Below are 24,154 nucleotides of genomic sequence, written 5' to 3'. Positions count from 1 at the left end.
GCCCTATCGCCGGCAAGCCAGCTCCCACCTGGACCGCATCGACTTCAAGTCATGTGCAGTCCTTTGGGAGCTGGCTTGCCGGCGATAGGGCCGGTACAAGCTAGCGAATGAAGTGCACCTTGCCAGTGTCGTCATTGCCCATGTAGATGCCATAAACCCCGGCTTGCCGCTCGAGGATATAGCGCTCGAGAATCTGCCGGATTGCCGGATAGTAGATTTCATCCCACGGGATCTCGTCGGGCTCAAAGAACCTGTAGGCCAGCGTTTCCGCCCCGTACTGCCCGGTTTCCTCGGTGGCGATGGCGCGGAAGATGATGTAGACCTCGCTTATCTTCGGGACGCTGAAGATCGAGTACGGCGAGACGATTTCGGCGCGTACGCCGCTTTCCTCCCAGACCTCGCGCAGGGCCGCCTGCTCGGTGGTTTCGCCGGCCTCCATGAACCCGGCCGGCAAGGTCCAGGTGCCGGGGCGCGGCGGGATGGCGCGCTGGCACAGCAGGTACTTGCCATCACGCTCGATGATGCAGCCGGCGATGATCTTCGGGTTGATGTAGTGGATGTAGCCGCAGCCGGTGCAGTGCAGGCGTTCGTGGGTGTCGCCTGTGGGAACGCCCCGGGCCAGTTCCGTGGTGCAGTGCGGGCAGTAGCGCGGGGCGTTGGGCATGATCGGTGGCCTGTGGGTTGCTTATATGCGGGGATCCTTCAAGGCCAGGGGCTCGACCATCTCGCGCACCTTGACGTTGTCATCCTGCTTCTGGCGCAGGTAGTCCAGGGCCACCTTGGCGGCGGCGCGGACGTGGTCGACCGAGGCCTGGTGGGCAACCAGCGGGTCGCCGCTCTTGATCGCCTCGACGATCTTTTCCATTTCGCGGTTGCTGGCGCCGCGGCGGTTCTCCTGCGACACCGAGGTGGCGCGCAGGTAGCTGATGCGCGCCTGCAACTGGCGCAGCTGCTGGGCGGCCACCTGGTTGCCGGAGCCTTCCAGCAGCACATCGTAGAAACCTTGTACCGAGTCCAGCACCTGTTGCAGTTCGCCTTCCTCGAGGGCTTCGCGGTTGACCTCCAGCGCGCGTTCCAGGGCGCGGATGTCCTTGGCCTTTGCGTTCAGGGTGAACAGCTGCACGATCAGGCCTTCGAGCACGCAGCGCAGCTCGTAGATATCGCGGGCGTCTTCCAGGGTGATGATGGCCACGCGCGGGCCCTTGGCGTCGGCGAATTCCACCAGGCCTTCGGATTCCAGGTGGCGCAGGGCTTCACGCACCGAGGTGCGGCTGACGCCGAGGCGGTCGCAGAGGTCGCGCTCGACCAGGCGATCGCCTGGCAGCAGGTGGAAGTTCATGATCGCGGCGCGCAGCTTGTCGAGCACGATTTCGCGCAGGGTAACGGGGTTGCGATTGACCTTGAAGCTGTCGTCGAGTGGCTGGCGTTTCATCAAGTGCGCTCTTAAAGAGGCTGCCCGGCCGCAACCGCAACAGCACCACGAACCTTGGGTGCTCCTTGCGTGGGTTCGAACAGCCCGGTGTTAACGGGTTGACTCCGCATCGGCTTCAGCGAACGCTTCGCGGGCCAGGCGGAAACTGTCCACCGCCGCGGGCACGCCGCAATAAATGCCGACCTGGAGCAGGATCTCGCGAATCTGTTCACGGCTCAGGCCATTACGCAAGGCGCCGCGAATGTGCAGCTTGAGCTCGTGGGGCCGGTTGAGCGCGGAAATCATGGCCAAGTTTATCATGCTGCGCTCTTTGAGCGACAAGCCTTCGCGGCCCCAGACGTGGCCCCAGCAGTATTCGGTGACCAGCTCCTGCAACGGCTTGGTGAAGTCGTCGGCGTTCTGGATCGAGCGGTTGACGTAGTCCTCGCCCAGTACCTGGGTGCGGATCTGCAGGCCTTTTTCGTACTTTTCATTGCTCATGTGCAGTACTCCGGATTTAAACAGGGTCATTTGCGTTGGCTTCTTCGCGGGTGAACCCGCTCCCACAGGTACTGCACAGGTTTCAGCATCTGTGCGATCCCTGTGGGAGCGGGTTTACCCGCGAAGAAGCCAACGCCGAGCTCAAGGTCCATCAGCCCAGGGGCGGCAGGGCGCCCAGCTTGCCCTTGTGGTACACCATCGGCGTTACCGGCTCGGCCGGCAGCACCAGGTTCTTCACCGCACCGACGATGATCGCGTGGTCACCGCCGTCGTACTCGCGCCACAGCTCGCATTCGATGATCGCCGTGGCCTTGGCCAGCAGCGGGTTGCCCAGCTCGCTCAGGTGCCAGTCGATGCCTTTGGCCTTGTCCTTGCCCTTGCCGGCGAAGGCATAGGCCTCGGCGGTCTGGTCGGCGGATAGCAGGTGAATCGCGAACTGCTTGCTGTCACGCAGGATGGGGTAGGTGTCGGAGGCGTAGTTGGGGCAGAACAGCACCAGCGCCGGGTCGATCGACAGCGCGCTGAACGCGCTGGCGGTGATGCCGACGATGCCACCGTCGGCGTCCAGGGTGGTGACCACGGTGACGCCGGACGGGAACGAGCCCATCACGTCTTTGTAGATGCCTGGTTCGATCATCTCGTGCTACCTCTTAGCGCATCACAAACGGGTCGGGCATCGGCGCCGTGGACAGGTTGATCCACACGGTCTTCAGCTCGGTATAGGCCAGCACCGAATCGATGCCGCTCTCACGGCCGTAGCCGCTGTTCTTGAACCCGCCGATCGGCGCCATGGCCGACACGGCACGGTAGGTGTTGACCCAGATGATCCCCGAACGCACGTCGCGGGCCAGGCGGTGGGCACGGCCCAGGTCGCGGGTCCAGATGCCGGCGGCCAGGCCGAACTGCGAGTCGTTGGCGATGGCCAGGGCCTCTTCCTCGGTCTTGAAGCGGATTACCGCGGCAACCGGGCCGAACACCTCTTCCTGCATGATGGTCATCGAGTTGCTGTCGCACTCGAACAGGGTCGGCTCGTAGAACCAGCCGTCACCCTCGACCTCGGCACGCTTGCCGCCCATGTGCAGCTTGGCGCCTTCGGCCTTGGCAGCGGCCACCAGGCCTTCGACCACGGCCAACTGTTGCGCGGTGGCCATGGGGCCCATTTCGCTGGCATCGTCCTGCGGGTTGCCGATGCGGATGCGCCTGGCGCGGGCGATCAGGCGTTCGACGAACTCGTCGAAGATCTCGTCCTGCACCAGCAGGCGCGAGCCGGCCACGCAGCTTTGCCCGGAGGCGGCATAAATGCCTGCCACGGCGCCGTTGATGGCGCTGTCCAGGTCGGCATCGGCGAAGATGATGTTCGGCGACTTGCCGCCCAGCTCCAGCGACAGTTTGGCGAAGTTCTCGGCGCTGCTGCGCACCACGTGGCGGGCGGTGGCGGCGCCGCCGGTGAAGGCGATCTTGCGCACCAGCGGGTGGCGGGTCAGCGCCGCGCCGGTGCTTGGGCCGTAGCCGGTGACCACGTTGACCACACCGGCCGGGAAGCCGGCCTCGAGGGCCAGGCGGGCCAGCTCGAGGATGGTCGCCGAGGCGTGCTCGGACGGCTTGAGCACGATGGTGTTGCCGGCGGCCAGGGCCGGGGCCAGCTTGATGGCGGTGAGGTACAGCGGGCTGTTCCACGGGATGATCCCGGCCACCACGCCGATCGGCTCGTGCACGGTGTAGGCGAACAGGTCGGGCTTGTCCAGCGGCAGGGTGCCGCCTTCAAGCTTGTCGGCAAGGCCTGCGGTGTAGTGGAAGAACTCTGGCAGGTAGCCGACCTGGCCGCGGGTTTCGCGGATCAGCTTGCCGTTGTCACGGCTTTCCAGCTGGGCCAGGTGTTCCTTGTTTTCGGCAATCAGGTCACCCAGGCGACGCAGCAGCTTGCCGCGCGCGGTGGCGGTGATACTGCGCCACTCCTTGCTGTCGAAGGCACGCTGGGCGGCCTGCACGGCCAGCTCTACATCGGCCTCGTCGGCGTCGGGCAGTTGCGCCCAGGCTTGGGCGGTGGCCGGGTTGAGGCTGTCGAAGGTCTTGCCGCTCTGGGCATCGCGCCATTGGCCGTCGATGCACATCTGGAAACGAACGAGGGTCATGCAACAATCCCCTTGGCGGATTCGGTGAGGGTGCGGGCTTGCGCGAGGAAGTCCAGCAGCATCTTGTTGACTTCACGCGGTGCTTCCACCGGCATCATATGCCGTTGCTCGGCGAGGACCACGCTGTGTGCGCCAGGAATGCTGGCAGCAAGCTGGCGGGTCATGGCCGGGGTGGAGCCCGAGTCGAGTTCGCCGGTGGCGATCAGCGTCGGCACCTGGATGCTGGCCAGGTCGGCGGCGCGGTACATGTCCTGGGTGGCGAACAGCGAATAAGTGGTGTGGTAGCCCTGCGGGTCGTTGCTCGCCAGCACCTGGCGAATGGCGGCGACCTGCGCCGGGTTGGCAGCCTTGTATTCACGGCTGAACCAGCGGTCGAGCGCGGCGTCGACGTTGGCGTCAGGGCCAAGCTGCGCAGCCTGGGCGGCGCGGGCGATAACGCCGGCACTCTGCTCGGGGGTGCGGTTGAACACGCTGTTGAGCACTACCAGTGCAGCCAGGCGCTGTGGGTATTCGAGGGCGAACGCCCGGGCGACCAGGCCGCCCATGGAAAAGCCGATCACGGTGGCTTGCGCGATCTGCAGGTGGTCGAGCAGTTCGGCGAGTTGCGCGGCATAACCTTCCAGGCCGATGTCGGCGGCTGGCAGCGCGCTCTGGCCGTGGCCGAGCATGTCGTAGGCGATGACGCGGTAGTCGTTGGCCAGGCCAACGAACTGACCGCCCCACATTTCCTTGTTCAGGCCCACGCCGTGGATCAGTACCACGGGTTGGCCCTGGCCGACGGACAGGTAGCTGGTGCCGGCGGGTGTGCGTTCAGCGACAGGCTGAATCATGGAGGGCGCTCCTTGAAGGTCGGGCGCGGCGGGTAAGCACGCCACGCCCCGGCCCGTCTTGGTTGTTGTTATTGAGCGTTGGCTTTTTCGGCAGCCAGTTCTTCCAGGTCGATGTAGCGGTTGCCGATGCGCGGGTGCAGGCGACCGCCGTCGGAGGCGCCCAGGACCACGACGATTTCATCGGCGCGCGGGGCATCTTCGATCTGCATTTCCAGGGTGATGTAGTGCGAACGCAGGCCTTCGTCGTCCTTCTGCATCATCGGGATCTGGATCGAGGTGCCCGGGCCGCCGCGCTTGTTGGTGAAGCTCAGGTAGCTCTTGGCCTGTACCGCTTCACGGTAGTGGTTGCCGAAGCGCAGGGTGTGGATCACCGCCGAGGCGTGTTCGATTTCGCCGTCGGCACCGACGACTGCGGCCTTGCCGTAGGCTTCGATCTTGTCGGCGCCGCCGATGGCTGCAGTCAGGCGCTCGACCATCAGGGCACCCAGGTCCGAGCAGTTGGCACGGATTTCCGGCTTCAGATCTTCAACGAAACCGCGACCGGCCCATGGGTTCTTGATCACGACGGCCAGGCCGACCATGGTCACCGGTTTGTCGGTGGCCTTGCCGCCTTCGATGCGGGTCTCTTCGGAGTAGGTGACGATCTTGCGGATTTCGAAACTCATGGGTGGCTCCTGGTGAGGGTTATCAGCTCTTGTTGTCTGATGGTATACCATAATATTTGTTGTGCAAGAGGTGGCTGGAAATTTCTCTTGCGAGGGGACGAAAGGCGCTGTGTATCGGGGTTTTTGTGGCGTTCTGTACCGGCCTCTTCGCGGGTGAACCCGCTCCCACAGGTACCCCACAGGGTTCATGGTCTGCGCCATACCTGTGGGAGCGGGTTTACCCGCGAAGAGGCCGGTACAGGCAACGGATCAATCCCCCAAAAAAAGCCCGCTCACGCGGGCCACAGGGGCCCACGAGAGCGGGCGCGTCCCGCAATGTTTCAGGCAATGGGAAATCAGGCGAACGCCGGCACCACTTCCTTGATGAACAGCTCCAGCGATTTCTTCTTCTCGGCGTGGGGCAGGCTGTTGTCGCACCAGAAGCTGAACTCGTCGACGCCGAGTTCCTGGTAGTACTTGATACGCGCGATGATCTCTTCCGGCGTGCCGATCATGGTGTTCTTGCGGATGTTCTCCAGATCGAACGCCGGCACTTCGGCGAACTTCGATTCCGGGCTCGGCTCGAGGAAGCCGTTGACCGGGGTGGTCTTGTTGCCGAACCAGGCATCGAAGGTGCGGTAGAAGCGCGAGATGGCCTGGGCGCCGACTTTCCAGCCTTCCGGCTCGGCCGGGCTGTGCACGTGGGTGTGGCGCAGCACCATCAGTTGCGGGCGCGGCACGCCCGGGTTGTTGTCCAGGGCGGCCTGGAACTTGTTCTTCAGGTCCAGCACTTCCTCGTCACCCTTCATCAGCGGGGTGACCATGACGTTGCAACCATTGGCCACGGCGAAGTTGTGCGAGTCGGGGTCGCGGGCGGCGATCCACATCGGCGGTACGGCGTTGTAGGGCTTCGGCACGCTGGTGGAGGTGGGGAACTTGTACACTTCGCCGTCATGGGCGTAGTCGCCTTCCCACAGCTTGCGCACCACCGGCACCATTTCGCGCAGGGCCTTGCCGCCGTCGGTGGCCGGCATGCCACCTGCCATGCGGTCGAATTCGAACTGGTAGGCGCCACGGGCCAGGCCCACTTCCATGCGGCCCTTGCTGATCACGTCGAGCAGGGCGCATTCGCCCGCCACGCGGATCGGGTTCCAGAACGGCGCGATGATGGTGCCGGCGCCCAGGCGGATCTTGTCGGTGCGCGCAGCCAGGTAGGCCAGCAGCGGCATCGGGCTTGGCGAAATGGTGTATTCCATGGCGTGGTGTTCGCCGATCCACACGGTGCTGAAACCGCCGTTCTCGGCCATCAGGGTCAGTTCGGTCAGGTCTTCGAACAGCTGGCGGTGGCTGACCTGTTCATCCCAACGTTCCATGTGCACGAACAACGAAAATTTCATGGGGGCTTTCCTCAACGCTTGAAAGGGGCTGGCGCCTGGCAGGGTTGGCGCCAGCGGTCTCGATTCAGAATAGGCTTCAGGCAAAGGCCGGCAGGCTGGCCATCTTGCCGCGGCAGTACACCATCGGCCGTGGCGCCTCTTCAGGGACGATCAGGTTGTGCACCTTGCCGACCATGATGGCGTGGTCGCCACCTTCATATTCGCGCCACAGTTCGCATTCGATGACCGCGGTGGCACCGGCCAGGATCGGGTTGCCCAGTTCGCTCAGGGACCACTCGATGCCGCTGGCCTTGTCCTTGCCCTTCTTGGCGAACGCATAGGCTTCGGCCTGCTGTTCACCGGACAACAGATGAATGGCGAAGCGCTTCTGCCTGATCAGCACGGGGTAGGAGTCGGAGGTGTAGTTGGGGCAGAACAGCACCAGCGGCGGGTCCATCGACAGGGAGGAGAAGGCGCTGGCGGTCAGACCGACGACCGAGCCATCGTCGTCCAGGGTGGTGATGACGGTAACGCCGGACGGGAAGGAGCCCAGGACATGCTTGTAGACGGTTGCGTCGATCATCTGGTGTACCTCTATAGGGCTGCGGTGGTCCGCGGTTTTTATCGTTGATGTGTCTGATGGTATACCGTAATACCTATTTTGCAAGCGGAATTTTCAAGCAGGGGTGTTGCGCGATGAACGGCTCAAGCCCGCGTATACCGTGGGCTTGAGCGGTGAGGCGGCTTGCCGCAGGGGTTGCGCGAGCGGATCAGTGGGCGTTTTTTCCTACGGATCAGTGTTGTCAAAAGTTTGGAATACCATAATATGGTCCGCAGCTGAGAGGCCGCCTAGATGCGGTTTCCTTACAAAGATAAAAACGACCTTTCGAGCTGAAATCCTATGTCCCAACCGTCGTCGCAACACCAGTTTGTCGAGAATCACACGGTCGATTACGTTCCACCTGCCGAGCGCCACGGGAAGGCGCGCGACCTGTTCACCCTCTGGTTCAGTACCAACATCGCGCCACTGCCCATCGTCACCGGCGCCATGGTGGTCCAGGTGTTCCATCTGAACCTGTTATGGGGGCTGGTCGCCATCGTGCTGGGCCATCTGGTCGGGGGCGTGGTCATTGCCCTTGCCTCTGCGCAGGGACCGCAGCTGGGCATTCCGCAAATGGTGCAGAGCCGTGGCCAGTTCGGCCGCTACGGCGCCTTGCTGATCGTGTTCTTCACCGCGCTGATCTATGTCGGCTTCTTCATTTCCAACATCGTCCTGGCGGGCAAGACCATCCACGGCATCACCCCGAGCGTGCCGATGCCCGGCGCGATCGTGATCGGTGCGCTGAGTGCCACCGCCATTGGCGTGATCGGCTACCGTTTCATTCACATCCTCAACCGCATCGGTACCTGGGTGATGGGTTCGGCGCTGCTGGCCGGCTTCATCATGATGTTCGCCCAGGAACTGCCGGCCGACTTCTTCAGCCGTGGCGCGTTCAACCTGTCGGGCTTCATCGCCACCGTGTCGCTGGGCACCATCTGGCAGATCAGCTTCTCGCCGTATACCTCCGACTATTCGCGCTACCTGCCGCGTGAAGTGGGCATTGCCAAGCCGTTCTGGGCCACCTACTTCGGCGCTACCCTGGGCACCATCCTGTGCTTCAGCTTTGGTGCGGTGGCGGTGCTTTGCGTGCCGGAAGGCACCGATGCAATGGATGCGGTCAAGCAGGCCACCGGCTGGCTGGGCCCGATCCTGATGGTGCTGTTCCTGCTCAACATCATCAGCCACAACGCCCTCAACCTGTATGGCGCGGTGCTGTCGATCGTCACCGCGATCCAGACCTTTGTCGCCGAGTGGACGCCGAGCATCAAGGTGCGGGTGGTGCTGGCTTCGGTGATTCTGGTGGGCTGCGGCCTGGTAGCGCTGAATGCCTCGGCGGACTTCATCGGCCAGTTCATCGGCCTGATCCTGGCACTGCTGCTGGTGCTGGTGCCGTGGGCGTCGATCAACCTGATCGACTTCTACCTGATCAAGAAGGGCCAGTACGACATCGCCTCGATCTTCAGTGCTGATGGCGGCATCTATGGCCGCTTCAACCACCACGCGATCATTGCCTATGCGTGCGGCATCCTGGTGCAGTTGCCGTTTGCCAACACGTCGCTGTATGTGGGGCCGTATTCCAATATCGTCGAAGGGGCTGATCTGTCGTGGCTGTTCGGCTTGCTGGTGACGGTGCCGCTGTATTACTGCCTGGCGACCCGGGGCAAGGCTGCCGAGAAGGCGGGGCGGGTTGTGAGTGTGAATGACTGATAGATTGGCGTTGCTGTAACAGGGGCTGCGTTGCAGCCCATTCGCAGCGCAAGGCTGCTCCTACAAAGGAATCGCGTTGCATGTAGGAGCAGCCTTGCGTTGCGAATGGGCCGCAACGCGGCCCCAGCTATTTCAGCTTGCACCTCGCTGCGGTCAGACGATCGCGATCAGCGGGTCGGCAGCGGCCAGTGCCAGGGCGCGATCAGCCGCTGGCGGGTAGATCCACACCGAGTTGATCTGGCGCTTGAGGTCTTTGCCTTCCTGGCCGTGCAGCTTCAGTTCGCGCTCCCAACCCTCGCTGAACGTCGCGCCCCATTCGCCCAGGTCCAGGCAGGTGACGTACTTGGGCTGGCGGTACACCACCGGCTGCAGGCCGAGCAGGTCGGCCGCGGCGTTGTTGCCGGAGTGGCGGCCCATGGGGATGGCGTGCTGGCAGGTCATCAGGGCATGGTTGCCCAGTTCGTCCACAGCGGCCCAGGCGGTGTCGCCCGTGGCGTACACATGGTCCTGGCCGAGCACCTTCAGGTGGCCGTCCACTTTCAGCCGGCCGAAGTGGTCACGCTCGCCGGCAACCTGTGCGGTCAACGGGCTGGCCTTCACGCCAACGGTCCAGATCACGGTGTTGCTGGCGATATGGTCGCCGTTGTCCAGGGTAACGCCACCGGCATCGACAGCCACTACCGAGGCCCCGGCCTTCCACTCGACCCCGGCCTGTTCGCAGGCGGCGATGATCGACGGCGTGATACCGGCGCCCAGCGCCGCACCAACTTGCGGACCGCGGTCGACCACCACCACCCGCACCGCTGCACTGGCACCGAGGATGGCACGCAGGCGGGCAGGCATTTCCGTGGCGGTTTCAATACCCGTGAAGCCACCGCCACAGACCACCACAGTGTTGCGTGCAGGCGAAGCTGGCAGGGTGGCCAGACCGACCAGGTGCTGTTCCAGGCGCATGGCCGATTCCATCTGGTCGACATCGAATGCATGTTCGGCCAGGCCAGGCACTGCCGGGCGTGCGACCTGGCTGCCGGCGGCGAGGATCAGGCGGTCGTAGGCGATCTGTTGCCGGTGCCCGTGGGCGTCGGTGTAGCTGACGCTGCGCCCTTCGGTATCGATGCTGTCGGCGTTGCCCGGGATGAAATGAATGCCCACTGCTTCGAACAGCTCGCCCAGCGGGGCCTTCATGCCGTGCACGTCGGCCTCGTAGAAGCGCGGGCGGATGCGCAGTTCAGGCTGTGGAGCGAGGAGGCTGACGTTGATGTCGGCGCGCTGGGCCTGATCGAGCAGGCGCGCAGCGCTCAGGGCGCTCCATACACCGGCAAAGCCGGCACCGATGATGAGGATGTTCGATTTCATGAAGGTGCTCCGCAAGGTTCGAAAGGGGCTTCGAGGGCGGGTTGTGTGCCTCTCGAATAACTACGACTGTATTGATCGTAGTTAGTGCGTGCAAGTCTTTTTTCCCACAGGCCGACACTCCGCATGACCATTTCACGGCTCGAATAGCTGTATTTACTGGGCTTAAGGGATAAACAAGGCCGATAGACGGCAGCTTTGCGCTTTGCGGTGCGGATGCTATAGGCGTATTATTTGCGACAAGATTGGTCGGAGATAGATATGTCGCTCTACAGTGCTGGCGTCGAATACGGTATCCATTGCCTGCTGTTCCTGGTGGACGAGCGGGGCGACTCGCGCGAGTCCAGCGTGCGCGACCTGGCGGAGTTGCAGGGTGTACCTCAGGAGTACCTGGCCAAGGTATTCACCAAGCTGGCCCGTGCCGGTCTGGTGGCCGCCACCGAGGGCGTGCGTGGCGGCTTCCGGCTGGCGCGGCCGTCGGATGAAATCACCGTGCTGGATATCGTCAATGCCATCGACGGGCCGAAGAAGATCTTCGACTGCCGCGAAGTTCGCGAGCGTTGCAGCCTGTTCGAGGGTTCGCCGCCGGGTTGGGCGACCGAGGGCACCTGCGCGATCCACGCGGTGATGCTGGGTGCGCAGAAGCGCATGGAAGAGGCCCTGGCGCAGCAGACCATCCTTGATCTGGCGCGGCGGTTCGGGCGCAAGGCGCCGGCCGAGTTCGGGCAGAAGGTCAATGCCTGGATGGGTGAGCGGCGGGAGGGCAAAGGGGCAGGGGATATTCCGGTCAGTCAGGTCTGAATCTGCTGCCTGTACTGGCCTCTTCGCGGGTAAACCCGCTCCCACAGGTACACCACAAGTTCCAGAGATTGTGACATCCCTGTGGGAGCGGGTTTACCCGCGAAGAGGCCAGTGCAGGCTAACGCCCCTCATGCTGCCGCCGATACGCCCCCGGCTGCACCCCCACCGCCTTGGCAAACGCCCGGGTAAACGCCGCCACTGACTGATACCCCACCTGTGCCCCCACCTGCTCCACGGTATGCCCCGCCCGCAGCAACTGACTTGCAAGGCGCATGCGCAGCGCCAGCAGTACTTGCCCCGGCGACTGTCCGGCCAGTTCATTGAAACGCTTGAAAAACGCCGACCGCGACAACCCGGTACAGGCGGCCATGCTTTCCAGCTTCCACGCTTGCCCCGGTTGCTCGATCAACTGCTCCAGCAAACCGGCAAACGCCGGTTGCCGGGCGAGGGCGACCAGCCCGCCCAGCGTCTGCCCGGCATGCACCTGCTGGCGTAGCACATACAGGAACAGCAAGTGCGTCAGCCGCTCCAGCAACGTCTGCGACGGCCCGGCGGCGCGCCGGCACTCCTCCAGGATCAGCTCGAACAACGCCCGCGCCGCATGCCCGGCCGGTTCATCGGCGCGCAGCAATATCCAGTCGGCCAGGCCGTCGACGATCAGCGCCGACAACCCCGGCCTGAAGTGGAAGAAACCACATACCAGGCCCACGCCATCGACCGCATCGGCGTCCATGGGCTGCATGTGCTGGCGTGGCTGGGCGCAGACACTGGCCGGGTCCTGGTCGCTGGCCAGGCGATAGCCGAGGTCGCGCAGCAGGAACACCGCATCGCCCGCCTCCAGGCGCAGTGCCTCGGGCTGGCCATCGATGTGCAGCCAGCAATGCCCTTGCACCACCAGGTGGAAGCTGGCCCGGCCCATGCCTTCGGTGCTGGCGTGCCAGCCGCCGCAGTAGCGGCCCACATGGAACAGGCTGGCATCGAGCTCCAGGCCCTCTAATAACCAATCGACAAGGTGGCTGGACGAAATCATCTAATGCAAAGACTCAAGAGCAAGGAAAGGCGACTGATGAATATGGAGGGTAGTTCTTATAACCAACAGACTGTAGTGACACTCATCAAAGGAGACCACTCCATGTCCTCGCGCATTACTTTACACACGCTGCAGAGCGCCCCGGAAGCGGCCCGTCCGTTCCTCGAGAACGCCCAGAAGAATTCCGGCTTCATCCCCAACCTGCTGGGCGTACTGGCCAATGCCCCGGCTGCGCTGGAAACCTACGTGACCGTTTCGGCACTCAACGGCAAAGCCGAACTGAGCCTGGCCGAGCGTGAAGTGGTGCAGCTGATTGCCGCCACCCAGCATGGCTGCGACTTCTGCGTGGCCGGCCACACGGCCGTGGCCCTGAACAAGGCCAAGCTGCCGCAGGAAGTGGTCGATGCCCTGCGTGCCCGTGGCGAGCTGCCCGATGACCGGTATGAAACCCTGGCCGCGTTCGCCCGCGAAGTAATCGCCACCCGCGGCAATGTCAGCGAGGCCACTTACCAGGCCTTCCGCGCAGCCGGTTTCAGCGAAGGCAACGCCCTGGAGGTGATTCTGGGCGTGAGCCTCGCAACCCTGTGCAACTTTGCTAATGTGTTCGCCCAGACGCCGCTCAATGACGAGCTCGGCAAGTACCGCTGGCAACCTTCTGCATGATCCGCGCGTGACACCGGTCGTACCGCGATCGTTGTAGGAGCGGCCTTGTGCCGCGAATGGGCCGCCAAGCGGCCCCGGCGTTTTCAAAGGAGCAAGACCATGCAAGATTGTGCATTTCGACACTGGCTGGATGCCAATGCCGAGGCCATTGACCGGGGCCAGTGCGAGCCGCAGCTGGTGCTGGCGCAAATCGCCGAGTCGCAGCTGCTGCGCGTCGGTGTCGACCCCGCCCAGGGCGGCACGGGCGGGCAGGTGACCGACGCGGTCGAGGCCATCGCCGCAATCGCCAGCCGCTCGCTGGCAGCGGCGTTCGTCTGCTGGGGCCAGCGCGCTTTCATCGAATACCTGTTGCACAGCCCCAACCAGCCCCTGCGCGAGCACCTGTTGCCGCGCCTGCTGACTGGCGAACTGGCCGGCGCCACCGGGCTGTCCAACGCCATGAAGTTCCTGTCCGGCATCGAAGCGCTGCAGGTGCGCGGGCGCCCGCAAGCCGATGGCTGGCAGCTGGAAGGGCGCCTGCACTGGGTGACCAACCTGCGCAAGAGTGGCTTCGTGGTGGCTGCGGCTATCGAAGACGAAGCCGGTGGTGCACCGTTCGTGCTGGCCATCCCGTCCGACGCGCAGGGCCTGGAGCGCTCCGACGACCTGCAACTGATGGGCCTGCAGTCGAGCAACACCGCGGCACTGGCCTTCCATCAGGTGCAAATGCAGCGTGGCTGGTTGCTGCACGAAAATGCCCGTGAGTTCCTGCCCCGGGTACGCCCGGCGTTCCTGGCGCTGCAGTGCGGCATGGCCATTGGCCTGGCGCGGCGGGCGCTGGCGGAAGTGCAGGCACACCTGCATGGCCGTGCCTCGTTCCTCGACGAAGCACGTCAGGTGCTCAGCGAACGCCTGGAAAACACCGTGAACGAGCTCAAGCAGGGCCTGCTCGATGGCCGCTTCCAGCAGCAGCCGGCGGCCCTGTTCAAGCTGCGCATCACCCTGGCCGAAAGCGCTGCCGACGCCGTACAGCTGGAGTTGCAGGCCAGTGGTGGCAAGGCCTACCTCAGCGAGTACGGTGAAGGCTTTGCCCGCCGCTGGCGCGAGTCGGCCTTCGTGCCGATCGTCACGCCCAGCCTGGTGCAACTGCGCGCCGAACTGCAACGCCAGGCGGGCGCGGCATGAGCCAAATGTTGCTCGAAGCCCGCGACATCAGCCTGGGCTACCCCCGCGAGGGTGGCTGGCAGGCGGTGCTGGCGCAGTTCGACCTGCAGCTGGCCCCCGGCGAAGTGGTGACCATCCTCGGCCCCAGCGGGGTCGGCAAGTCCAGCTTGCTGCGGGTACTGGCCGGCCTGCAGCAGCCCCGCGGTGGCAGTGTGACCCTGCACGGCCAGCCGCTGCAGGGCCCGCACCCACGCCTGGCGGTGGCCTTCCAGGACCCGAGCCTGTTGCCCTGGTTGAACCTGGAGAAGAACGTTGCCTTCGGCCTGGACTTCGCCCGCCAGCCAAAACTTGCCGCCGCCGAACGGCGCGCACGCATCGACCATGCGATTGCCGCCGTGGGCCTGGCCCATGCCCGTGGCCAGTACCCGGCGCAGTTGTCCGGCGGCATGGCCCAGCGCACCGCGCTGGCCCGCTGCCTGGCCCGCCAGCCCGAAGTGCTGTTGCTCGACGAGCCGTTCGGCGCGCTGGATGAAGTGACCCGGGCCGACATGCAGCAACTGCTGCTGCAACTGATCGCCACCCATAACACGGCGGCGGTGCTGATCACCCACGATATCGACGAAGCCCTGCTGCTGTCCGACCGGGTCCTGCTACTGGGCAACCACCCAGCGCACACCCTCGGCCAGTGGCACATCGACCTGCCGCAACCACGGACGCAGCGGGTCGAGGAACTGGGCGCCTTGCGCATCGAAATCCTCAAAACCCTTCGGCGGGCAAGCCGCACAGTCGAACCTACCCCAACCCCGTTGCCCTCGGAGGCTGTCCATGTGCATGGATGACTGCTGTTCCTCTTCTTCGCGTCGCGATTTCCTCAAGCTCGGCGCCATGCTCACGGCCGCCGGAGCACTGCCGTTGCTGTCGAGCCTGCAGGCCCGTGCCGCCGCCGAGCCGGACGCGCCGGTGCGTATCGGCTACCTGCCGATCACCGACGCCACGCCGCTGCTGGTGGCACACAACAACGGCCTGTTCGAGGCCGAAGGCATCAAGGCCGAGCGCCCGGTGCTGCTGCGCAGCTGGGCGCAGGTGATCGAGGCGTTCATCTCCGGCCAGGTCAACGTCATCCACCTGCTGTCGCCGATGACCGTGTGGGCCCGCTACGCCAGCAAGGTGCCGGCCAAGGTGGTGGCCTGGAACCACGTGGGCGGTTCGGGCCTGACCGTGGCCCCGGACATCAGCGACATGAAACAGCTGGGCGGCAAGACCGTGGCCATCCCGTTCTGGTACTCGATCCACAACGTGGTGCTGCAACAGATGCTCGACGACAACGGCCTGACCCCGGTGTCGAAGCCGGCCAATGCGCCACTGGCCGGCAACGAAGTCAACCTGCTGGTGCTGCCGCCGTCCGACATGCCGCCTGCACTGGCCAGCAAACGCATCGCTGGCTATATCGTCGCCGAGCCATTCAACGCCCTGGCCGAGAACCTCAAGGTTGGCCGCGTGCAGCGCTTTACCGGCGATGTGTGGCGCAACCACGCCTGCTGCGTGGTGTTCATGCATGAGCACGACCTGAACAACCGCCCGGAGTGGTCGCAGAAGGTGGTCAACGCCATCGTCAAGGCCCAGCACTGGACCCGTGACCACCGCGCCGAGGCCGCCGCATTGTTGTCCAAGGCCGGCCCCAACAAGTACACCCCGCATGAACCAGCGGTGCTCGGCAAAGTGCTGGCCCCGGCCGCTGAGGACCGTGCCGGTTACATTGCCAGTGGCGCCATTCGCCACCAGCAGTGGGACGAAAAGCGCATCGATTTCCAGCCTTACCCGTTCCCCAGCTACACCGAAGAACTGGTCAAGCGCCTGAAAACCACCCTGATCGAGGGCGACAGCGCGTTCCTGGCCGGCCTTGACCCTGCACAGACCGCCCGCGACCTGGTCGACGACCGCTTCGTGCGCAACGCCATCGCCAGTGTTGGCGGGCCGTCGGTGTTCGGCATCGCCGATAACTTCGAGCGTAGCGAGGAGTTCGCGGTCTGATGCGCACGCATGTCGTTCATGCCGCCCTGGGGCTGGCAGGGTTGCTGGGTCTGTTGCTGTTGTGGTGGGCCGGTGTCGCGCTGTTCGGCCAGGCCGATGGCCTGTCGGCGCGCTTTTCGCCGGCAGCGACCCTGGCCAGCCTGGTCGAGTTGCTGGGGCAGGGCGAGGTGTACGGGCATATCTGGGTCAGCCTCAAACGTATCCTGGTCGGGCTGCTGCTGGCGCTGCTGATCGGCGTGCCGCTGGGCTTGCTGGTGGGCAGCTACCGGCACCTGGAGGCGGCGACCACGCCGGCGTTCCAGTTCCTGCGCATGATCTCGCCGCTGTCGTGGATGCCGGTGGTGGTAATGCTGATGGGCGTGGGGGACCAGCCTGTCTACTTCCTGCTGGCGTTTGCCGCGTTGTGGCCGATCTTGTTGAACACGGCGGCCGGGGTAAGGCAGCTGGACCCGCGCTGGTTGCAGTTGAGCCGCAGTTTGAGTGCCACGCGCCGGGAGACCTTGTGCAAGGTGATCGTGCCCGGGGTGATCGGCCATGTGCTGACCGGCGTGCGCCTGGCCATCGGTATCCTGTGGATCGTGCTGGTGCCGTGCGAAATGCTCGGGGTGAGTGCGGGGCTGGGGTACTTCATTCTCGATACCCGCGACCGGCTGGCGTATTCCGAGCTGATGGCGATGGTACTGCTGATCGGGGTGCTGGGGTTTGTGCTGGATGCCCTGGCGCGTGGGCTGCATCGGCGCTGGGTGCATGGCTGACAGGCCAGTGTGGCTTCTTCGCGGGTAAACCCGCTCTCATAGAACTGCACATAACTCATTGAATTAGCAGGGACCCTGTGGGAGCGGCTTTAGCCGCGAACACCGGCGCAGCCGGTGCCATGCACCGCGTTGGATTCTTCGCGGCTAAAGCCGCTCCCACAGGGTACGAGGATCGCTTGCGAATTCAGTTATCTGTGCGACAGCGCAGCCCAAAGGGCTGGGCAATCTCCCACAGGTCCTTGGATCAATGCACGGTCTTGCGCTGCCGTACACACTCCCGGGCCTCTCATAGAACTGCACATAACTCATTGAATTAGCAGGGACCCTGTGGGAGCGGCTTTAGCCGCGAACACCGGCGCAGCCGGTGCCATGCACCGCGTTGGATTCTTCGCGGCTAAAGCCGCTCCCACAGGGTACGAGGATCGCTTGCGAATTCAGTTATCTGTGCGACAGCGCAGCCCAAAGGGCTGGGCAATCTCCCACAGGCCCTTGGGTCAATGCACGGTCTTGCGCTGCCGTACACACTCCCGGGCCTGAGCGGTCAGTTCGTCCAGCCGCTCATCCCGCATCTGTTCCGCTTCGATCATCGCATCCTCACCCTGCTGGTTGAGCAGGTAGGTATGGATCTGCATTACTTCCGCCGTCTGGTAGATCGGCGCAATATCCAGTCGCCCGATCAGCGCGCCGCTAGCCCGCCCGGTACTGCTCATCAGTACCTGCGGCCCATTGGCGGCCACCACCTGCATGCCCATCGCCTCGAACCACGGTACCTGGCTGGCAAAGGCATTCAGCTCGACGCAGGCATGGCGTGCCTGCAGGTCGCTCAGCAGGGCGCGGGCGATGCCTTGGCGTCGATGGCTGGCGCGCACGGCCAGGAACGCCAGGGCGCACGCCTGTTCATCGTCCTCGGCCGGCAGCGACAGGGCAAACCCCAGCAATTGGTCTGGCTCTTCGGCATCCAGCGCCAGGGTCAGCGCCACGGCCAGGCCGCGGGTGCCGTCCAGTGCTTGCAGGTACTGGTGCACCTCCATGCCAACGCCGTACTGGTACAACGGGTACAGCGGGTTGTCGGCGCTGATGGCTACACTGCTCAGTTCGCCGACGTGGTGGATCACCAGTTCGCGGATCTGGTTCTGGAAGGATTCAGGCGGCACGCTGTCGAGGCGGCTCAGGATGAACATCGGGGGGCGGGCTCCGGCGGGTAGATGGACGGCCCGCGCCATGCGGGCGCGGGCTGTACAGTCTAACCGTTTTTGCCGATCAGCCTTGTACCTGCAATGCACCGAGCATCAGGTCGAGGTTTTGCACCGCCGCACCGGAGGCACCTTTGCCGAGGTTGTCGAACACTGCGGTCAGCAGCACCTGGCCATGCTCAGGGTTGGCGTAAAGCGCCAGGCGCAGGTCGTTGCTGTCGTTCAACGCCTCGGGGTCGAGGTTCGGCGCCGCGCCGTGCTGGTGCAGGGGCATCAGCTGGATGTGGCGGGCACCCTGGTAGTGCTGCTGCAGGCAGGCCTGCAGCTGTTCGGCACTGACCTGGCCGGGCAGCAGGCGCAACTGCAGCGGGATGCTCAGCACGATGCCCTGGCGGTAGGCACCGTAACCGGGCATGAACATCGGCCGCGCCGACAGCCCGGCGTGCTGCTGGATTTCCGGCACATGCTTGTGCGCCAGTTCCAGGCCGTACAGTTGCAGGGCCGGGGTTTTGCCGGCGGCGGGCTGTTCATGCCGTTCGACTGCGGCGCGGCCACCACCGGAATAGCCGGAGATGGCGTGGATGTTCAGCGGGTAGTCCGCTGGCAGCAGGCCGGCCTTGACCAGTGGGCGCAACAGGGCGATGGCGCCGGTGGGGTAGCAGCCGGGGTTGCTGACGCGCTTGCTGTGCGCGATGCGCTCGGCTTGCTGCTCGTCGAGCTCCGGCAGGCCATAGACCCAGCCTGGGCTGGTGCGGTGCGCGGAGCTTGCGTCGATCACCCGCACCTGCGGGTTGTGGATCGCCGCCACGGCCTCGCGGGCGGCATCGTCGGGCAGGCAAAGCAGGGCGATGTCGGCGCTGTTGATTGCCTCGCGGCGGCGTTGCGGGTCTTTGCGTTCGGCTTCGGGCAGGGTCAGCAGGCGCAGATCGCTGCGGCCTTGCAGCCGGGCATGGATCTGCAGGCCGGTGGTGCCTTGGTCACCGTCGATGAAGACAACAGGTGTGTGCATGGTCAAAGTCCGGTCGGGTAGGGATGGTCTATGCTCGCTTGTGGCTCTGGTAAAGAAAATTTGAATATGATGATCGATATATTCATCTTTTCTGAACGAGATTGGCCCATGCGCGAAATCAGCCTCGATCGCCTCCGCACCTTGGTGGTCATCTCCGACCTGGGCTCGTTTGCCGAAGCCGCCCGCCAGCTCAACCTGGCACCGCCCACCATCAGCCTGCACGTGGCCGAGCTGGAAGCGCGCATTGGCGCACCGTTGCTCACCCGCACCCGCGGCCAGGTGCGGCCCACGGTCATCGGCGAAACCCTGCTGGCCCGTGCCCGCCGCCTGTTGGCCGACGCCGACCTGGCGCTGGATGAAGTGCGCCGGCAGGTCGAGGGCCTGACCGGCCGGGTGCGCCTGGGCGCCTCCACCGGTGCCATCGCCCACTTGCTGCCGCAGGCGCTGGAGCACCTGCGTACGGTGCACCCAGGGATCGATGTGCAGGTCCAGGTGCTGACCTCCCAGGCCTCGTTGGCGCGCCTGCGCGAGGGCACGCTGGATATCGGCCTGGTGGCCTTGCCACAGGTGGCCGGCAAAGGGCTTGCGGTTACGCCCTGGCGGCGCGACCCGATCCTGGCCTACGTGCCGGCCGACTGGCAGCCACCGGCCACGGTTACGCCGGCCTGGCTGGCGCAGCGGGCGTTGATCCTCAACGACAGCAGCACCCAGCTTTCGCGGGTGACCGGCGAGTGGTTCGCGGCAGCGGGGTTGTACCCTGAGCCGCGAATCGAGCTGAACTACAACGATGCGATCAAGAGCCTGGTCGGGGCCGGGTATGGGGCGACATTGCTGCCGCAGGAGGGGGAGTCGGCCGAGCTGGACCGGCGCATTGCCCGCCGGCCGCTGCGGCCGGGGTTGTGGCGGCAACTGGGCATTGCCTGCCGGGAAGGGCAGGTGGAGCGGGCCACGGGGTATGTGTTGCAGGCGTTGGAGCGGTTGCGCCAGTGAGGGCCCTGGGGGCTGCTTTGCAGCCCTTTCGCGACACAAGGCCGCTCCTACAGGGGAACGCGACCTCTTGTAGGAGCGGCCTTGTGTCGCGAAAGGGCCGCACAGCGGCCCCAAGCTTCAACCCCGCTCTCGGGCCCGCACCGCAGTCACTGTCTCCCCGCCAACCCCCCAGTTATCGGTCGGCACCTCCTCGATCACCACAAAGGTACTGGCCGGCGGCTTGCCCAGCACCTGCTCCAGCATGCGGGTCGTCTGTTCTATCAGTTGGCGCTTGTGCTCAGCACTGACGCCTTCATCGGTCACGCGAATATGGACATAAGGCATGGTTGATCGCTCCTCTGTTAATGCCAGGTGCCAGCGGTGCTACCGCCATCCACCGGCAGGATAACGCCGCTGACGAAGCGTGAGTCGGCCAGGTACAACACTGCATCCACGACATCCTGTGGCAAGCCGGTGCGGCCACTGGGTGACAGCGCGCCCATGCCTTGTGTGTTGCCGCCATGCAGCGGTGTTTCGATGATCCCCGGCGCCACCGCATTCACCTGCACGCCGCTGGCTGCCAGTTCAAGTGCCAGGCCTTTCACCGCCTGGTTCAGGCCACCCTTGACCAGTACCGGCAGCAGGGCCGGCACGCGGGTGTCCGGTTGCAAGGCAATGGAGGCGGTGATGGCGATGATCTGCCCATGCCCTTGCCTGGTCATGATCCGCGCCGCTTCCTGGGCCGGGTAGAAGAAGCCCTTGAGGTTGGTGCCGACCAGGGCGTCGACATCCGCTTCGCTGTACTCGGCAAACGGCTTGGCAATGAAAATGCCGGCGTTGTTGATCAGCAGGTCGACCCCGCCAAAGGCTTGCTCGGCGCTGGCGAACAGGCGCTGGGCCGTGCCCTGCTCGGCGATGTCGCCAGCCACGCCGATGAAGCGCGATGGGTTGCCGAGGCGGGCGGCGGCTTGCTCAAGGCGGGCCTGGCTGCGGGCGTTGCCGACCACGTTGTCGCCGCGTTCGAGGAACGCCTCGGCCAGGGCGAAACCCAGGCCGCTCGAGGCCCCGGTAATGATGACGGTGCGTGGCGTGTTCATGTGCATGATCTCCAGTGAAGTGAGCCATGGGCTCGGTGTGAAGCCACTGTAGGTTGCAATCAGAACTTGAAAAATGAGGCGCTGGGCATTTCAATCGATACATCATGTAATCAATCGAGCCGACATGACCCGCCATTTCGATGACCTGCAACTGGGCAGCCTGGAACTGTTCTGCCTGGCCGCCGACAGCGGCAGCTTCACCGCTGCGGCCACGGAAGCCGGCGTTACCCCGGCGGCGGTCAGCCGCAGCGTGGCGCGCCTGGAAGAGCGCCTGGGCGTGCGCCTGTTCGTCCGCACCACCCGGCAGATGCGCCTGTCCGCAGCCGGCCAGGCCTACTATCAGCAATGCCGGCAGGCACTGGGGCAGTTGGTGGAGGCCGAGCGCCAGGTCACGGGCGGGCAGGTCGAGCCGAGCGGTCGGCTGCGTATCAGTGCACCCACGCCCTATGCTCATCACCGGCTGTTGCCGCTGCTGCCGCGGTTTCGCCAACGCTACCCCAAGGTGCAGGTGGATGTGCATGTCAGCAACCGCAACGTCGACTTTGCCGAGGAACCGTTCGACCTGGCCATTCGTGGCCGCGAGCCGGCCGATTCGCGGCTGGTGGCGCGTCGCCTGGAAGATGCCGAACTGGTGGTGGTGGCCACGCCGGGCTACCTGGCCCGTGCCGGCACGCCACGAACACCGCACGACTTGCTGCAGCATGAGTGCATCCAGTTCGAACTGCCCAGCAGTGGCCGCCGCCCGCCGTGGAGCTTCCTTCAGGATGGCCAGCAGGTGGAGATCGAAACCCAGGGTGGGTTCACCTGCCTGGGCGACTTCCTCGCCACCGCCACGCTGGTGCGCCACGGCGGCGGGCTGATGCAGGCTTACCGCTTTACCGTGCAGAACGCACTGGCCAGTGGCGAACTGGTGGAAGTGCTCGCCGAGTTTGGCGGCACCTCGCGGCCGTTCATGCTGATCTACCCCCAGGCCCGGCACATGCCGTTGCGGGTGCGGGTGTTCATCGATTTCCTGTTTGCCGAGGGGGCATAGCCCCCGGGCTGAGCCGAGGCGCCGGGGCGTATGGCCGACTATGCTGTTTGCTGCGTCGAGCCAGTGTCATCTCGACGACCCTTCAGGTTTTCCAGGAGAACGCTCCATGAAATCCACTAAATGCATACCTTTGCTGGTGATTGCCTCGGTCCTCAGTTTTGCCGCACACGCAGACCCGGCGAGCAACTGTGCGGCCAAGATCAAGGAGCTTGAGGATTTCGAAAAGGCCAGTGGCCAGGCAATGCATGGCGGCATGGCCCATGACTTCAAAGTCCACTTGCAAAATGCCAAGGATGCTCAGAGCAAGGGCGATATGACTCAGTGTCAGGCCTCGGCGGACCAAGCCAAGACTATCTACAACAAGGCACGTAGCAAGTAAGCCCTTGCTGGCCTCTTCGCGGGTAAACCCGCTCCTACAGTATCTCCAACAGGCTCAAGGCCAGCGTGGTTACTGTGGGAGCGGGTTTACCCGCGAAGAGGCCAGCGCAGGCTGGCGCCGTCTTCAGAACCAGCGATCGTTCTTCCTGCGCCCACGGGTCAGAGCCGGCAGGATCAGCCCCGCCAGCAAGCCCGCGCCGGCAATGCTGCCGCCATACACCATGTAGCGCATCATCACCTGCTTGTTCTCGTCCCCCAGGCGGGCCTGGGTATCGCGCAGCTGCGACTGGCTCTGGTCGAGCTGTTCATTCAGCGCCTGGTTGCGCGCTTCCAGTTCGTCGATCAGCTTCTTGCGTGAATCGAGGGTTTCCTGCATGCCCTGCACGCGGTTCTTCCAGCTGTCGTCGATGTTCTTCAACTGCCCGGTCAGGTCCGCGACCTGGGCATCGAGCTGCGGCAGGCGCTCGCTCTGGCCTGGCACCGCCTGCAGGTCGTTGCTGAGAATCCACACCACATCGCCGTTCTGCCCGCGCACCTGGCTGTAGTTGCCCTGGCTGCCGATCAGGGTCAGCTTCTGCCCGGACTTGAGCGTACCGACAATGCGGTGGCCATCGGTGGGGCCGCTGCGCACGTAGGTGCTCAGGCTGTCGCTGACCCAGCGTGCATCGCTGGCAGGCTCTTCGGCGTGCACCGGTGCGGCAAGGGCCACCAGGGTGGCGATCAGGCCGCCGCGCAGGGCAGTGAGGGCGGAAGCAGTTGGGCGGGAATCGGGCATGTTGGGTCTTCGCTGAAACAGGACAAAAAGTAGGCCCGGTGACTGGGCCGATGAACCGGTCGGTGGGTTGACCGTCAGCGAAAGACCGTTTTTTTGTCAGCAGGTTCACTACCTGATGTCGGAAATGTCTGCAGGATGTTGCAGGACTTCAACCGGCGACTGTGAGACTAGACTCAAAGGCTCACACCCTTTCTTGGAACAAGACCATGACAGCCAAGAACACAATCTGCCTCTGGTACGACAACGACGCCGAGGAGGCCGCGAATTTTTACGCCAGCATTTTCCCTGAGACCACGGTGATAGCGGTGCATCAGGCACCTGCTGATTATCCATCCGGGAAACAGGGTGACGTGATTACCGTGGAGTTCAGTGTCATGGGTATTCCCTGCGTGGGGCTCAACGGAGGCAAGGCCTTCACGCATTGCGAGGCGTTTTCATTCCAGGTCAGCACCGAGGACCAGGCCGAGACCGACCGCTTGTGGGATGCCATTGTCGGCAACGGCGGGGAGGCCAGTGTCTGCGGCTGGTGCAAGGATAAATGGGGGATTTCGTGGCAGATCACCCCGCGCATCCTCATCGAAGCCATCGGCCACCCCGACCGGGCGGCGGCCAAGCGGGCGTTTGATGCCATGATGCAGATGGGCAAGATCGATGTGGCCAGGATAGAGGCGGCGTTGAAGGGCTGATCACGGCAGTGAAGGCATCTTGATCGGGGGCTGCGC

27 protein-coding genes are annotated in these 24,154 nt (G+C 64.5%); 11 read left to right on the top strand and 16 right to left on the bottom strand.

Annotated features, from left to right (window positions below; translation table 11 throughout):
- Positions 1–100: 100 nt before the first annotated feature.
- The 9 genes from M1D87_RS16075 to M1D87_RS16035 form a co-directional block, all read right to left on the bottom strand.
- Complete coding sequence (locus M1D87_RS16075) at positions 101–664, bottom strand: NUDIX hydrolase (RefSeq protein WP_013973032.1); 564 nt, start codon at positions 662–664, stop codon at positions 101–103.
- A gap of 21 nt (positions 665–685) precedes the next feature.
- Positions 686–1,432: a GntR family transcriptional regulator gene (locus M1D87_RS16070; protein ID WP_013973031.1), complete on the bottom strand. Its 747-nt coding sequence runs from the start codon at positions 1,430–1,432 to the stop codon at positions 686–688.
- A gap of 90 nt (positions 1,433–1,522) precedes the next feature.
- Complete coding sequence (locus tag M1D87_RS16065) at positions 1,523–1,912, bottom strand: carboxymuconolactone decarboxylase family protein (protein WP_008100863.1); 390 nt, start codon at positions 1,910–1,912, stop codon at positions 1,523–1,525.
- A 151-nt stretch (positions 1,913–2,063) separates the two neighbouring features.
- Positions 2,064–2,549: a flavin reductase family protein gene (locus M1D87_RS16060; RefSeq protein ID WP_003258675.1), complete on the bottom strand. Its 486-nt coding sequence runs from the start codon at positions 2,547–2,549 to the stop codon at positions 2,064–2,066.
- 13 nt (positions 2,550–2,562) lie between these two features.
- A complete protein-coding gene (locus M1D87_RS16055) occupies positions 2,563–4,044 on the bottom strand; it encodes an aldehyde dehydrogenase (RefSeq protein WP_024087305.1) in 1,482 nt (493 codons plus the stop codon).
- Positions 4,041–4,874: an alpha/beta fold hydrolase gene (locus tag M1D87_RS16050; protein ID WP_013973028.1), complete on the bottom strand. Its 834-nt coding sequence runs from the start codon at positions 4,872–4,874 to the stop codon at positions 4,041–4,043. Before M1D87_RS16050 ends, M1D87_RS16055 begins: the two co-directional genes overlap by 4 nt.
- A gap of 68 nt (positions 4,875–4,942) precedes the next feature.
- On the bottom strand, positions 4,943–5,539 hold the full coding sequence (locus M1D87_RS16045) for an amino acid synthesis family protein (RefSeq protein ID WP_003258678.1): 597 nt from the start codon (positions 5,537–5,539) through the stop codon (positions 4,943–4,945).
- 335 nt (positions 5,540–5,874) lie between these two features.
- Entirely contained in the window at positions 5,875–6,915 is a 1,041-nt protein-coding gene (locus tag M1D87_RS16040; protein WP_039613864.1) for an LLM class flavin-dependent oxidoreductase, read from the bottom strand.
- Positions 6,916–6,991: 76 nt separating this feature from the next.
- Positions 6,992–7,477 (bottom strand): flavin reductase family protein, encoded by a 486-nt coding sequence (locus M1D87_RS16035; protein ID WP_003259250.1) that lies wholly within the window; start codon positions 7,475–7,477, stop codon positions 6,992–6,994.
- A 318-nt stretch (positions 7,478–7,795) separates the two neighbouring features.
- On the opposite strand from M1D87_RS16035, the gene M1D87_RS16030 reads away from it, so the two are divergent.
- Complete coding sequence (locus tag M1D87_RS16030) at positions 7,796–9,202, top strand: purine-cytosine permease family protein (RefSeq protein WP_015270727.1); 1,407 nt, start codon at positions 7,796–7,798, stop codon at positions 9,200–9,202.
- Positions 9,203–9,355: 153 nt separating this feature from the next.
- Here the strand turns inward: M1D87_RS16030 and M1D87_RS16025 are convergent, their stop codons facing one another.
- A complete protein-coding gene (locus M1D87_RS16025) occupies positions 9,356–10,558 on the bottom strand; it encodes an NAD(P)/FAD-dependent oxidoreductase (protein ID WP_123084871.1) in 1,203 nt (400 codons plus the stop codon).
- A gap of 258 nt (positions 10,559–10,816) precedes the next feature.
- On the opposite strand from M1D87_RS16025, the gene M1D87_RS16020 reads away from it, so the two are divergent.
- A complete protein-coding gene (locus M1D87_RS16020; RefSeq protein WP_003259245.1) occupies positions 10,817–11,356 on the top strand; it encodes an RrF2 family transcriptional regulator in 540 nt (179 codons plus the stop codon).
- A 118-nt stretch (positions 11,357–11,474) separates the two neighbouring features.
- Here the strand turns inward: M1D87_RS16020 and M1D87_RS16015 are convergent, their stop codons facing one another.
- A complete protein-coding gene (locus M1D87_RS16015) occupies positions 11,475–12,386 on the bottom strand; it encodes an AraC family transcriptional regulator (RefSeq protein ID WP_123084870.1) in 912 nt (303 codons plus the stop codon).
- Positions 12,387–12,488: 102 nt separating this feature from the next.
- Here M1D87_RS16015 and M1D87_RS16010 point away from each other — a divergent pair, with 102 nt between their 5' ends.
- From M1D87_RS16010 to M1D87_RS15990, 5 genes are all read left to right on the top strand, one after another.
- On the top strand, positions 12,489–13,049 hold the full coding sequence (locus tag M1D87_RS16010) for a carboxymuconolactone decarboxylase family protein (RefSeq protein WP_085720641.1): 561 nt from the start codon (positions 12,489–12,491) through the stop codon (positions 13,047–13,049).
- 99 nt (positions 13,050–13,148) lie between these two features.
- Complete coding sequence (locus tag M1D87_RS16005; RefSeq protein ID WP_085720642.1) at positions 13,149–14,213, top strand: acyl-CoA dehydrogenase family protein; 1,065 nt, start codon at positions 13,149–13,151, stop codon at positions 14,211–14,213.
- Positions 14,210–15,031, top strand: coding sequence for an ABC transporter ATP-binding protein (locus tag M1D87_RS16000; protein ID WP_038409780.1), 822 nt, complete (start codon positions 14,210–14,212; stop codon positions 15,029–15,031). Before M1D87_RS16005 ends, M1D87_RS16000 begins: the two co-directional genes overlap by 4 nt.
- Positions 15,018–16,223: an ABC transporter substrate-binding protein gene (locus M1D87_RS15995; RefSeq protein WP_039613858.1), complete on the top strand. Its 1,206-nt coding sequence runs from the start codon at positions 15,018–15,020 to the stop codon at positions 16,221–16,223. Before M1D87_RS16000 ends, M1D87_RS15995 begins: the two co-directional genes overlap by 14 nt.
- Positions 16,223–16,978 carry an ABC transporter permease gene (locus tag M1D87_RS15990; RefSeq protein WP_039613857.1) on the top strand — a complete coding sequence of 252 codons (756 nt, stop codon included), beginning with the start codon at positions 16,223–16,225 and terminating at the stop codon, positions 16,976–16,978. Before M1D87_RS15995 ends, M1D87_RS15990 begins: the two co-directional genes overlap by 1 nt.
- A gap of 494 nt (positions 16,979–17,472) precedes the next feature.
- Here M1D87_RS15990 and M1D87_RS15985 read toward each other — a convergent pair whose 3' ends face one another.
- Positions 17,473–18,159, bottom strand: a complete 687-nt coding sequence (locus M1D87_RS15985; protein ID WP_232880584.1) for a GNAT family N-acetyltransferase — start codon at positions 18,157–18,159, stop codon at positions 17,473–17,475.
- A gap of 79 nt (positions 18,160–18,238) precedes the next feature.
- Positions 18,239–19,180: an N-acetyl-gamma-glutamyl-phosphate reductase gene (gene argC, locus M1D87_RS15980; RefSeq protein WP_123084869.1), complete on the bottom strand. Its 942-nt coding sequence runs from the start codon at positions 19,178–19,180 to the stop codon at positions 18,239–18,241.
- A gap of 108 nt (positions 19,181–19,288) precedes the next feature.
- On the opposite strand from argC, the gene M1D87_RS15975 reads away from it, so the two are divergent.
- Positions 19,289–20,170: a LysR family transcriptional regulator gene (locus tag M1D87_RS15975; RefSeq protein WP_123084896.1), complete on the top strand. Its 882-nt coding sequence runs from the start codon at positions 19,289–19,291 to the stop codon at positions 20,168–20,170.
- Positions 20,171–20,287: 117 nt separating this feature from the next.
- Here M1D87_RS15975 and M1D87_RS15970 read toward each other — a convergent pair whose 3' ends face one another.
- Positions 20,288–20,494 (bottom strand): tautomerase family protein, encoded by a 207-nt coding sequence (locus M1D87_RS15970; protein WP_039615259.1) that lies wholly within the window; start codon positions 20,492–20,494, stop codon positions 20,288–20,290.
- A 17-nt stretch (positions 20,495–20,511) separates the two neighbouring features.
- Positions 20,512–21,246 carry an SDR family NAD(P)-dependent oxidoreductase gene (locus M1D87_RS15965; RefSeq protein ID WP_123084868.1) on the bottom strand — a complete coding sequence of 245 codons (735 nt, stop codon included), beginning with the start codon at positions 21,244–21,246 and terminating at the stop codon, positions 20,512–20,514.
- A 124-nt stretch (positions 21,247–21,370) separates the two neighbouring features.
- On the opposite strand from M1D87_RS15965, the gene M1D87_RS15960 reads away from it, so the two are divergent.
- The gene (locus M1D87_RS15960) at positions 21,371–22,279 is read left to right on the top strand and encodes a LysR family transcriptional regulator (protein ID WP_123084867.1); all 909 of its coding nucleotides are present in this window, start codon (positions 21,371–21,373) and stop codon (positions 22,277–22,279) included.
- 106 nt (positions 22,280–22,385) lie between these two features.
- Positions 22,386–22,658 carry a hypothetical protein gene (locus M1D87_RS15955; RefSeq protein WP_013973013.1) on the top strand — a complete coding sequence of 91 codons (273 nt, stop codon included), beginning with the start codon at positions 22,386–22,388 and terminating at the stop codon, positions 22,656–22,658.
- 123 nt (positions 22,659–22,781) lie between these two features.
- Here M1D87_RS15955 and M1D87_RS15950 read toward each other — a convergent pair whose 3' ends face one another.
- Complete coding sequence (locus M1D87_RS15950) at positions 22,782–23,432, bottom strand: TIGR04211 family SH3 domain-containing protein (protein WP_123084865.1); 651 nt, start codon at positions 23,430–23,432, stop codon at positions 22,782–22,784.
- A 206-nt stretch (positions 23,433–23,638) separates the two neighbouring features.
- On the opposite strand from M1D87_RS15950, the gene M1D87_RS15945 reads away from it, so the two are divergent.
- Complete coding sequence (locus M1D87_RS15945; protein WP_123084864.1) at positions 23,639–24,118, top strand: VOC family protein; 480 nt, start codon at positions 23,639–23,641, stop codon at positions 24,116–24,118.
- Positions 24,119–24,154: the final 36 nt, after the last annotated feature.

This window comes from Pseudomonas sp. SA233, from assembly GCF_054792385.1.
This window is presented reverse-complemented; position numbering and strand designations above follow the sequence as displayed.

What these genes read in the sequence shown, in the direction of transcription:
- M1D87_RS16075 (WP_013973032.1), bottom strand. Translation starts at nt 664, where the DNA reads ATGCCCAACGCCCCGCGCTACTGCCCGCACTGCACCACGGAACTGGCC.
- M1D87_RS16070 (WP_013973031.1), bottom strand. Translation starts at nt 1,432, where the DNA reads ATGAAACGCCAGCCACTCGACGACAGCTTCAAGGTCAATCGCAACCCC.
- M1D87_RS16065 (WP_008100863.1), bottom strand. Translation starts at nt 1,912, where the DNA reads ATGAGCAATGAAAAGTACGAAAAAGGCCTGCAGATCCGCACCCAGGTA.
- M1D87_RS16060 (WP_003258675.1), bottom strand. Translation starts at nt 2,549, where the DNA reads ATGATCGAACCAGGCATCTACAAAGACGTGATGGGCTCGTTCCCGTCC.
- M1D87_RS16055 (WP_024087305.1), bottom strand. Translation starts at nt 4,044, where the DNA reads ATGACCCTCGTTCGTTTCCAGATGTGCATCGACGGCCAATGGCGCGAT.
- M1D87_RS16050 (WP_013973028.1), bottom strand. Translation starts at nt 4,874, where the DNA reads ATGATTCAGCCTGTCGCTGAACGCACACCCGCCGGCACCAGCTACCTG.
- M1D87_RS16045 (WP_003258678.1), bottom strand. Translation starts at nt 5,539, where the DNA reads ATGAGTTTCGAAATCCGCAAGATCGTCACCTACTCCGAAGAGACCCGC.
- M1D87_RS16040 (WP_039613864.1), bottom strand. Translation starts at nt 6,915, where the DNA reads ATGAAATTTTCGTTGTTCGTGCACATGGAACGTTGGGATGAACAGGTC.
- M1D87_RS16035 (WP_003259250.1), bottom strand. Translation starts at nt 7,477, where the DNA reads ATGATCGACGCAACCGTCTACAAGCATGTCCTGGGCTCCTTCCCGTCC.
- M1D87_RS16030 (WP_015270727.1), top strand. Translation starts at nt 7,796, where the DNA reads ATGTCCCAACCGTCGTCGCAACACCAGTTTGTCGAGAATCACACGGTC.
- M1D87_RS16025 (WP_123084871.1), bottom strand. Translation starts at nt 10,558, where the DNA reads ATGAAATCGAACATCCTCATCATCGGTGCCGGCTTTGCCGGTGTATGG.
- M1D87_RS16020 (WP_003259245.1), top strand. Translation starts at nt 10,817, where the DNA reads ATGTCGCTCTACAGTGCTGGCGTCGAATACGGTATCCATTGCCTGCTG.
- M1D87_RS16015 (WP_123084870.1), bottom strand. Translation starts at nt 12,386, where the DNA reads ATGATTTCGTCCAGCCACCTTGTCGATTGGTTATTAGAGGGCCTGGAG.
- M1D87_RS16010 (WP_085720641.1), top strand. Translation starts at nt 12,489, where the DNA reads ATGTCCTCGCGCATTACTTTACACACGCTGCAGAGCGCCCCGGAAGCG.
- M1D87_RS16005 (WP_085720642.1), top strand. Translation starts at nt 13,149, where the DNA reads ATGCAAGATTGTGCATTTCGACACTGGCTGGATGCCAATGCCGAGGCC.
- M1D87_RS16000 (WP_038409780.1), top strand. Translation starts at nt 14,210, where the DNA reads ATGAGCCAAATGTTGCTCGAAGCCCGCGACATCAGCCTGGGCTACCCC.
- M1D87_RS15995 (WP_039613858.1), top strand. Translation starts at nt 15,018, where the DNA reads ATGTGCATGGATGACTGCTGTTCCTCTTCTTCGCGTCGCGATTTCCTC.
- M1D87_RS15990 (WP_039613857.1), top strand. Translation starts at nt 16,223, where the DNA reads ATGCGCACGCATGTCGTTCATGCCGCCCTGGGGCTGGCAGGGTTGCTG.
- M1D87_RS15985 (WP_232880584.1), bottom strand. Translation starts at nt 18,159, where the DNA reads ATGTTCATCCTGAGCCGCCTCGACAGCGTGCCGCCTGAATCCTTCCAG.
- argC (WP_123084869.1), bottom strand. Translation starts at nt 19,180, where the DNA reads ATGCACACACCTGTTGTCTTCATCGACGGTGACCAAGGCACCACCGGC.
- M1D87_RS15975 (WP_123084896.1), top strand. Translation starts at nt 19,289, where the DNA reads ATGCGCGAAATCAGCCTCGATCGCCTCCGCACCTTGGTGGTCATCTCC.
- M1D87_RS15970 (WP_039615259.1), bottom strand. Translation starts at nt 20,494, where the DNA reads ATGCCTTATGTCCATATTCGCGTGACCGATGAAGGCGTCAGTGCTGAG.
- M1D87_RS15965 (WP_123084868.1), bottom strand. Translation starts at nt 21,246, where the DNA reads ATGAACACGCCACGCACCGTCATCATTACCGGGGCCTCGAGCGGCCTG.
- M1D87_RS15960 (WP_123084867.1), top strand. Translation starts at nt 21,371, where the DNA reads ATGACCCGCCATTTCGATGACCTGCAACTGGGCAGCCTGGAACTGTTC.
- M1D87_RS15955 (WP_013973013.1), top strand. Translation starts at nt 22,386, where the DNA reads ATGAAATCCACTAAATGCATACCTTTGCTGGTGATTGCCTCGGTCCTC.
- M1D87_RS15950 (WP_123084865.1), bottom strand. Translation starts at nt 23,432, where the DNA reads ATGCCCGATTCCCGCCCAACTGCTTCCGCCCTCACTGCCCTGCGCGGC.
- M1D87_RS15945 (WP_123084864.1), top strand. Translation starts at nt 23,639, where the DNA reads ATGACAGCCAAGAACACAATCTGCCTCTGGTACGACAACGACGCCGAG.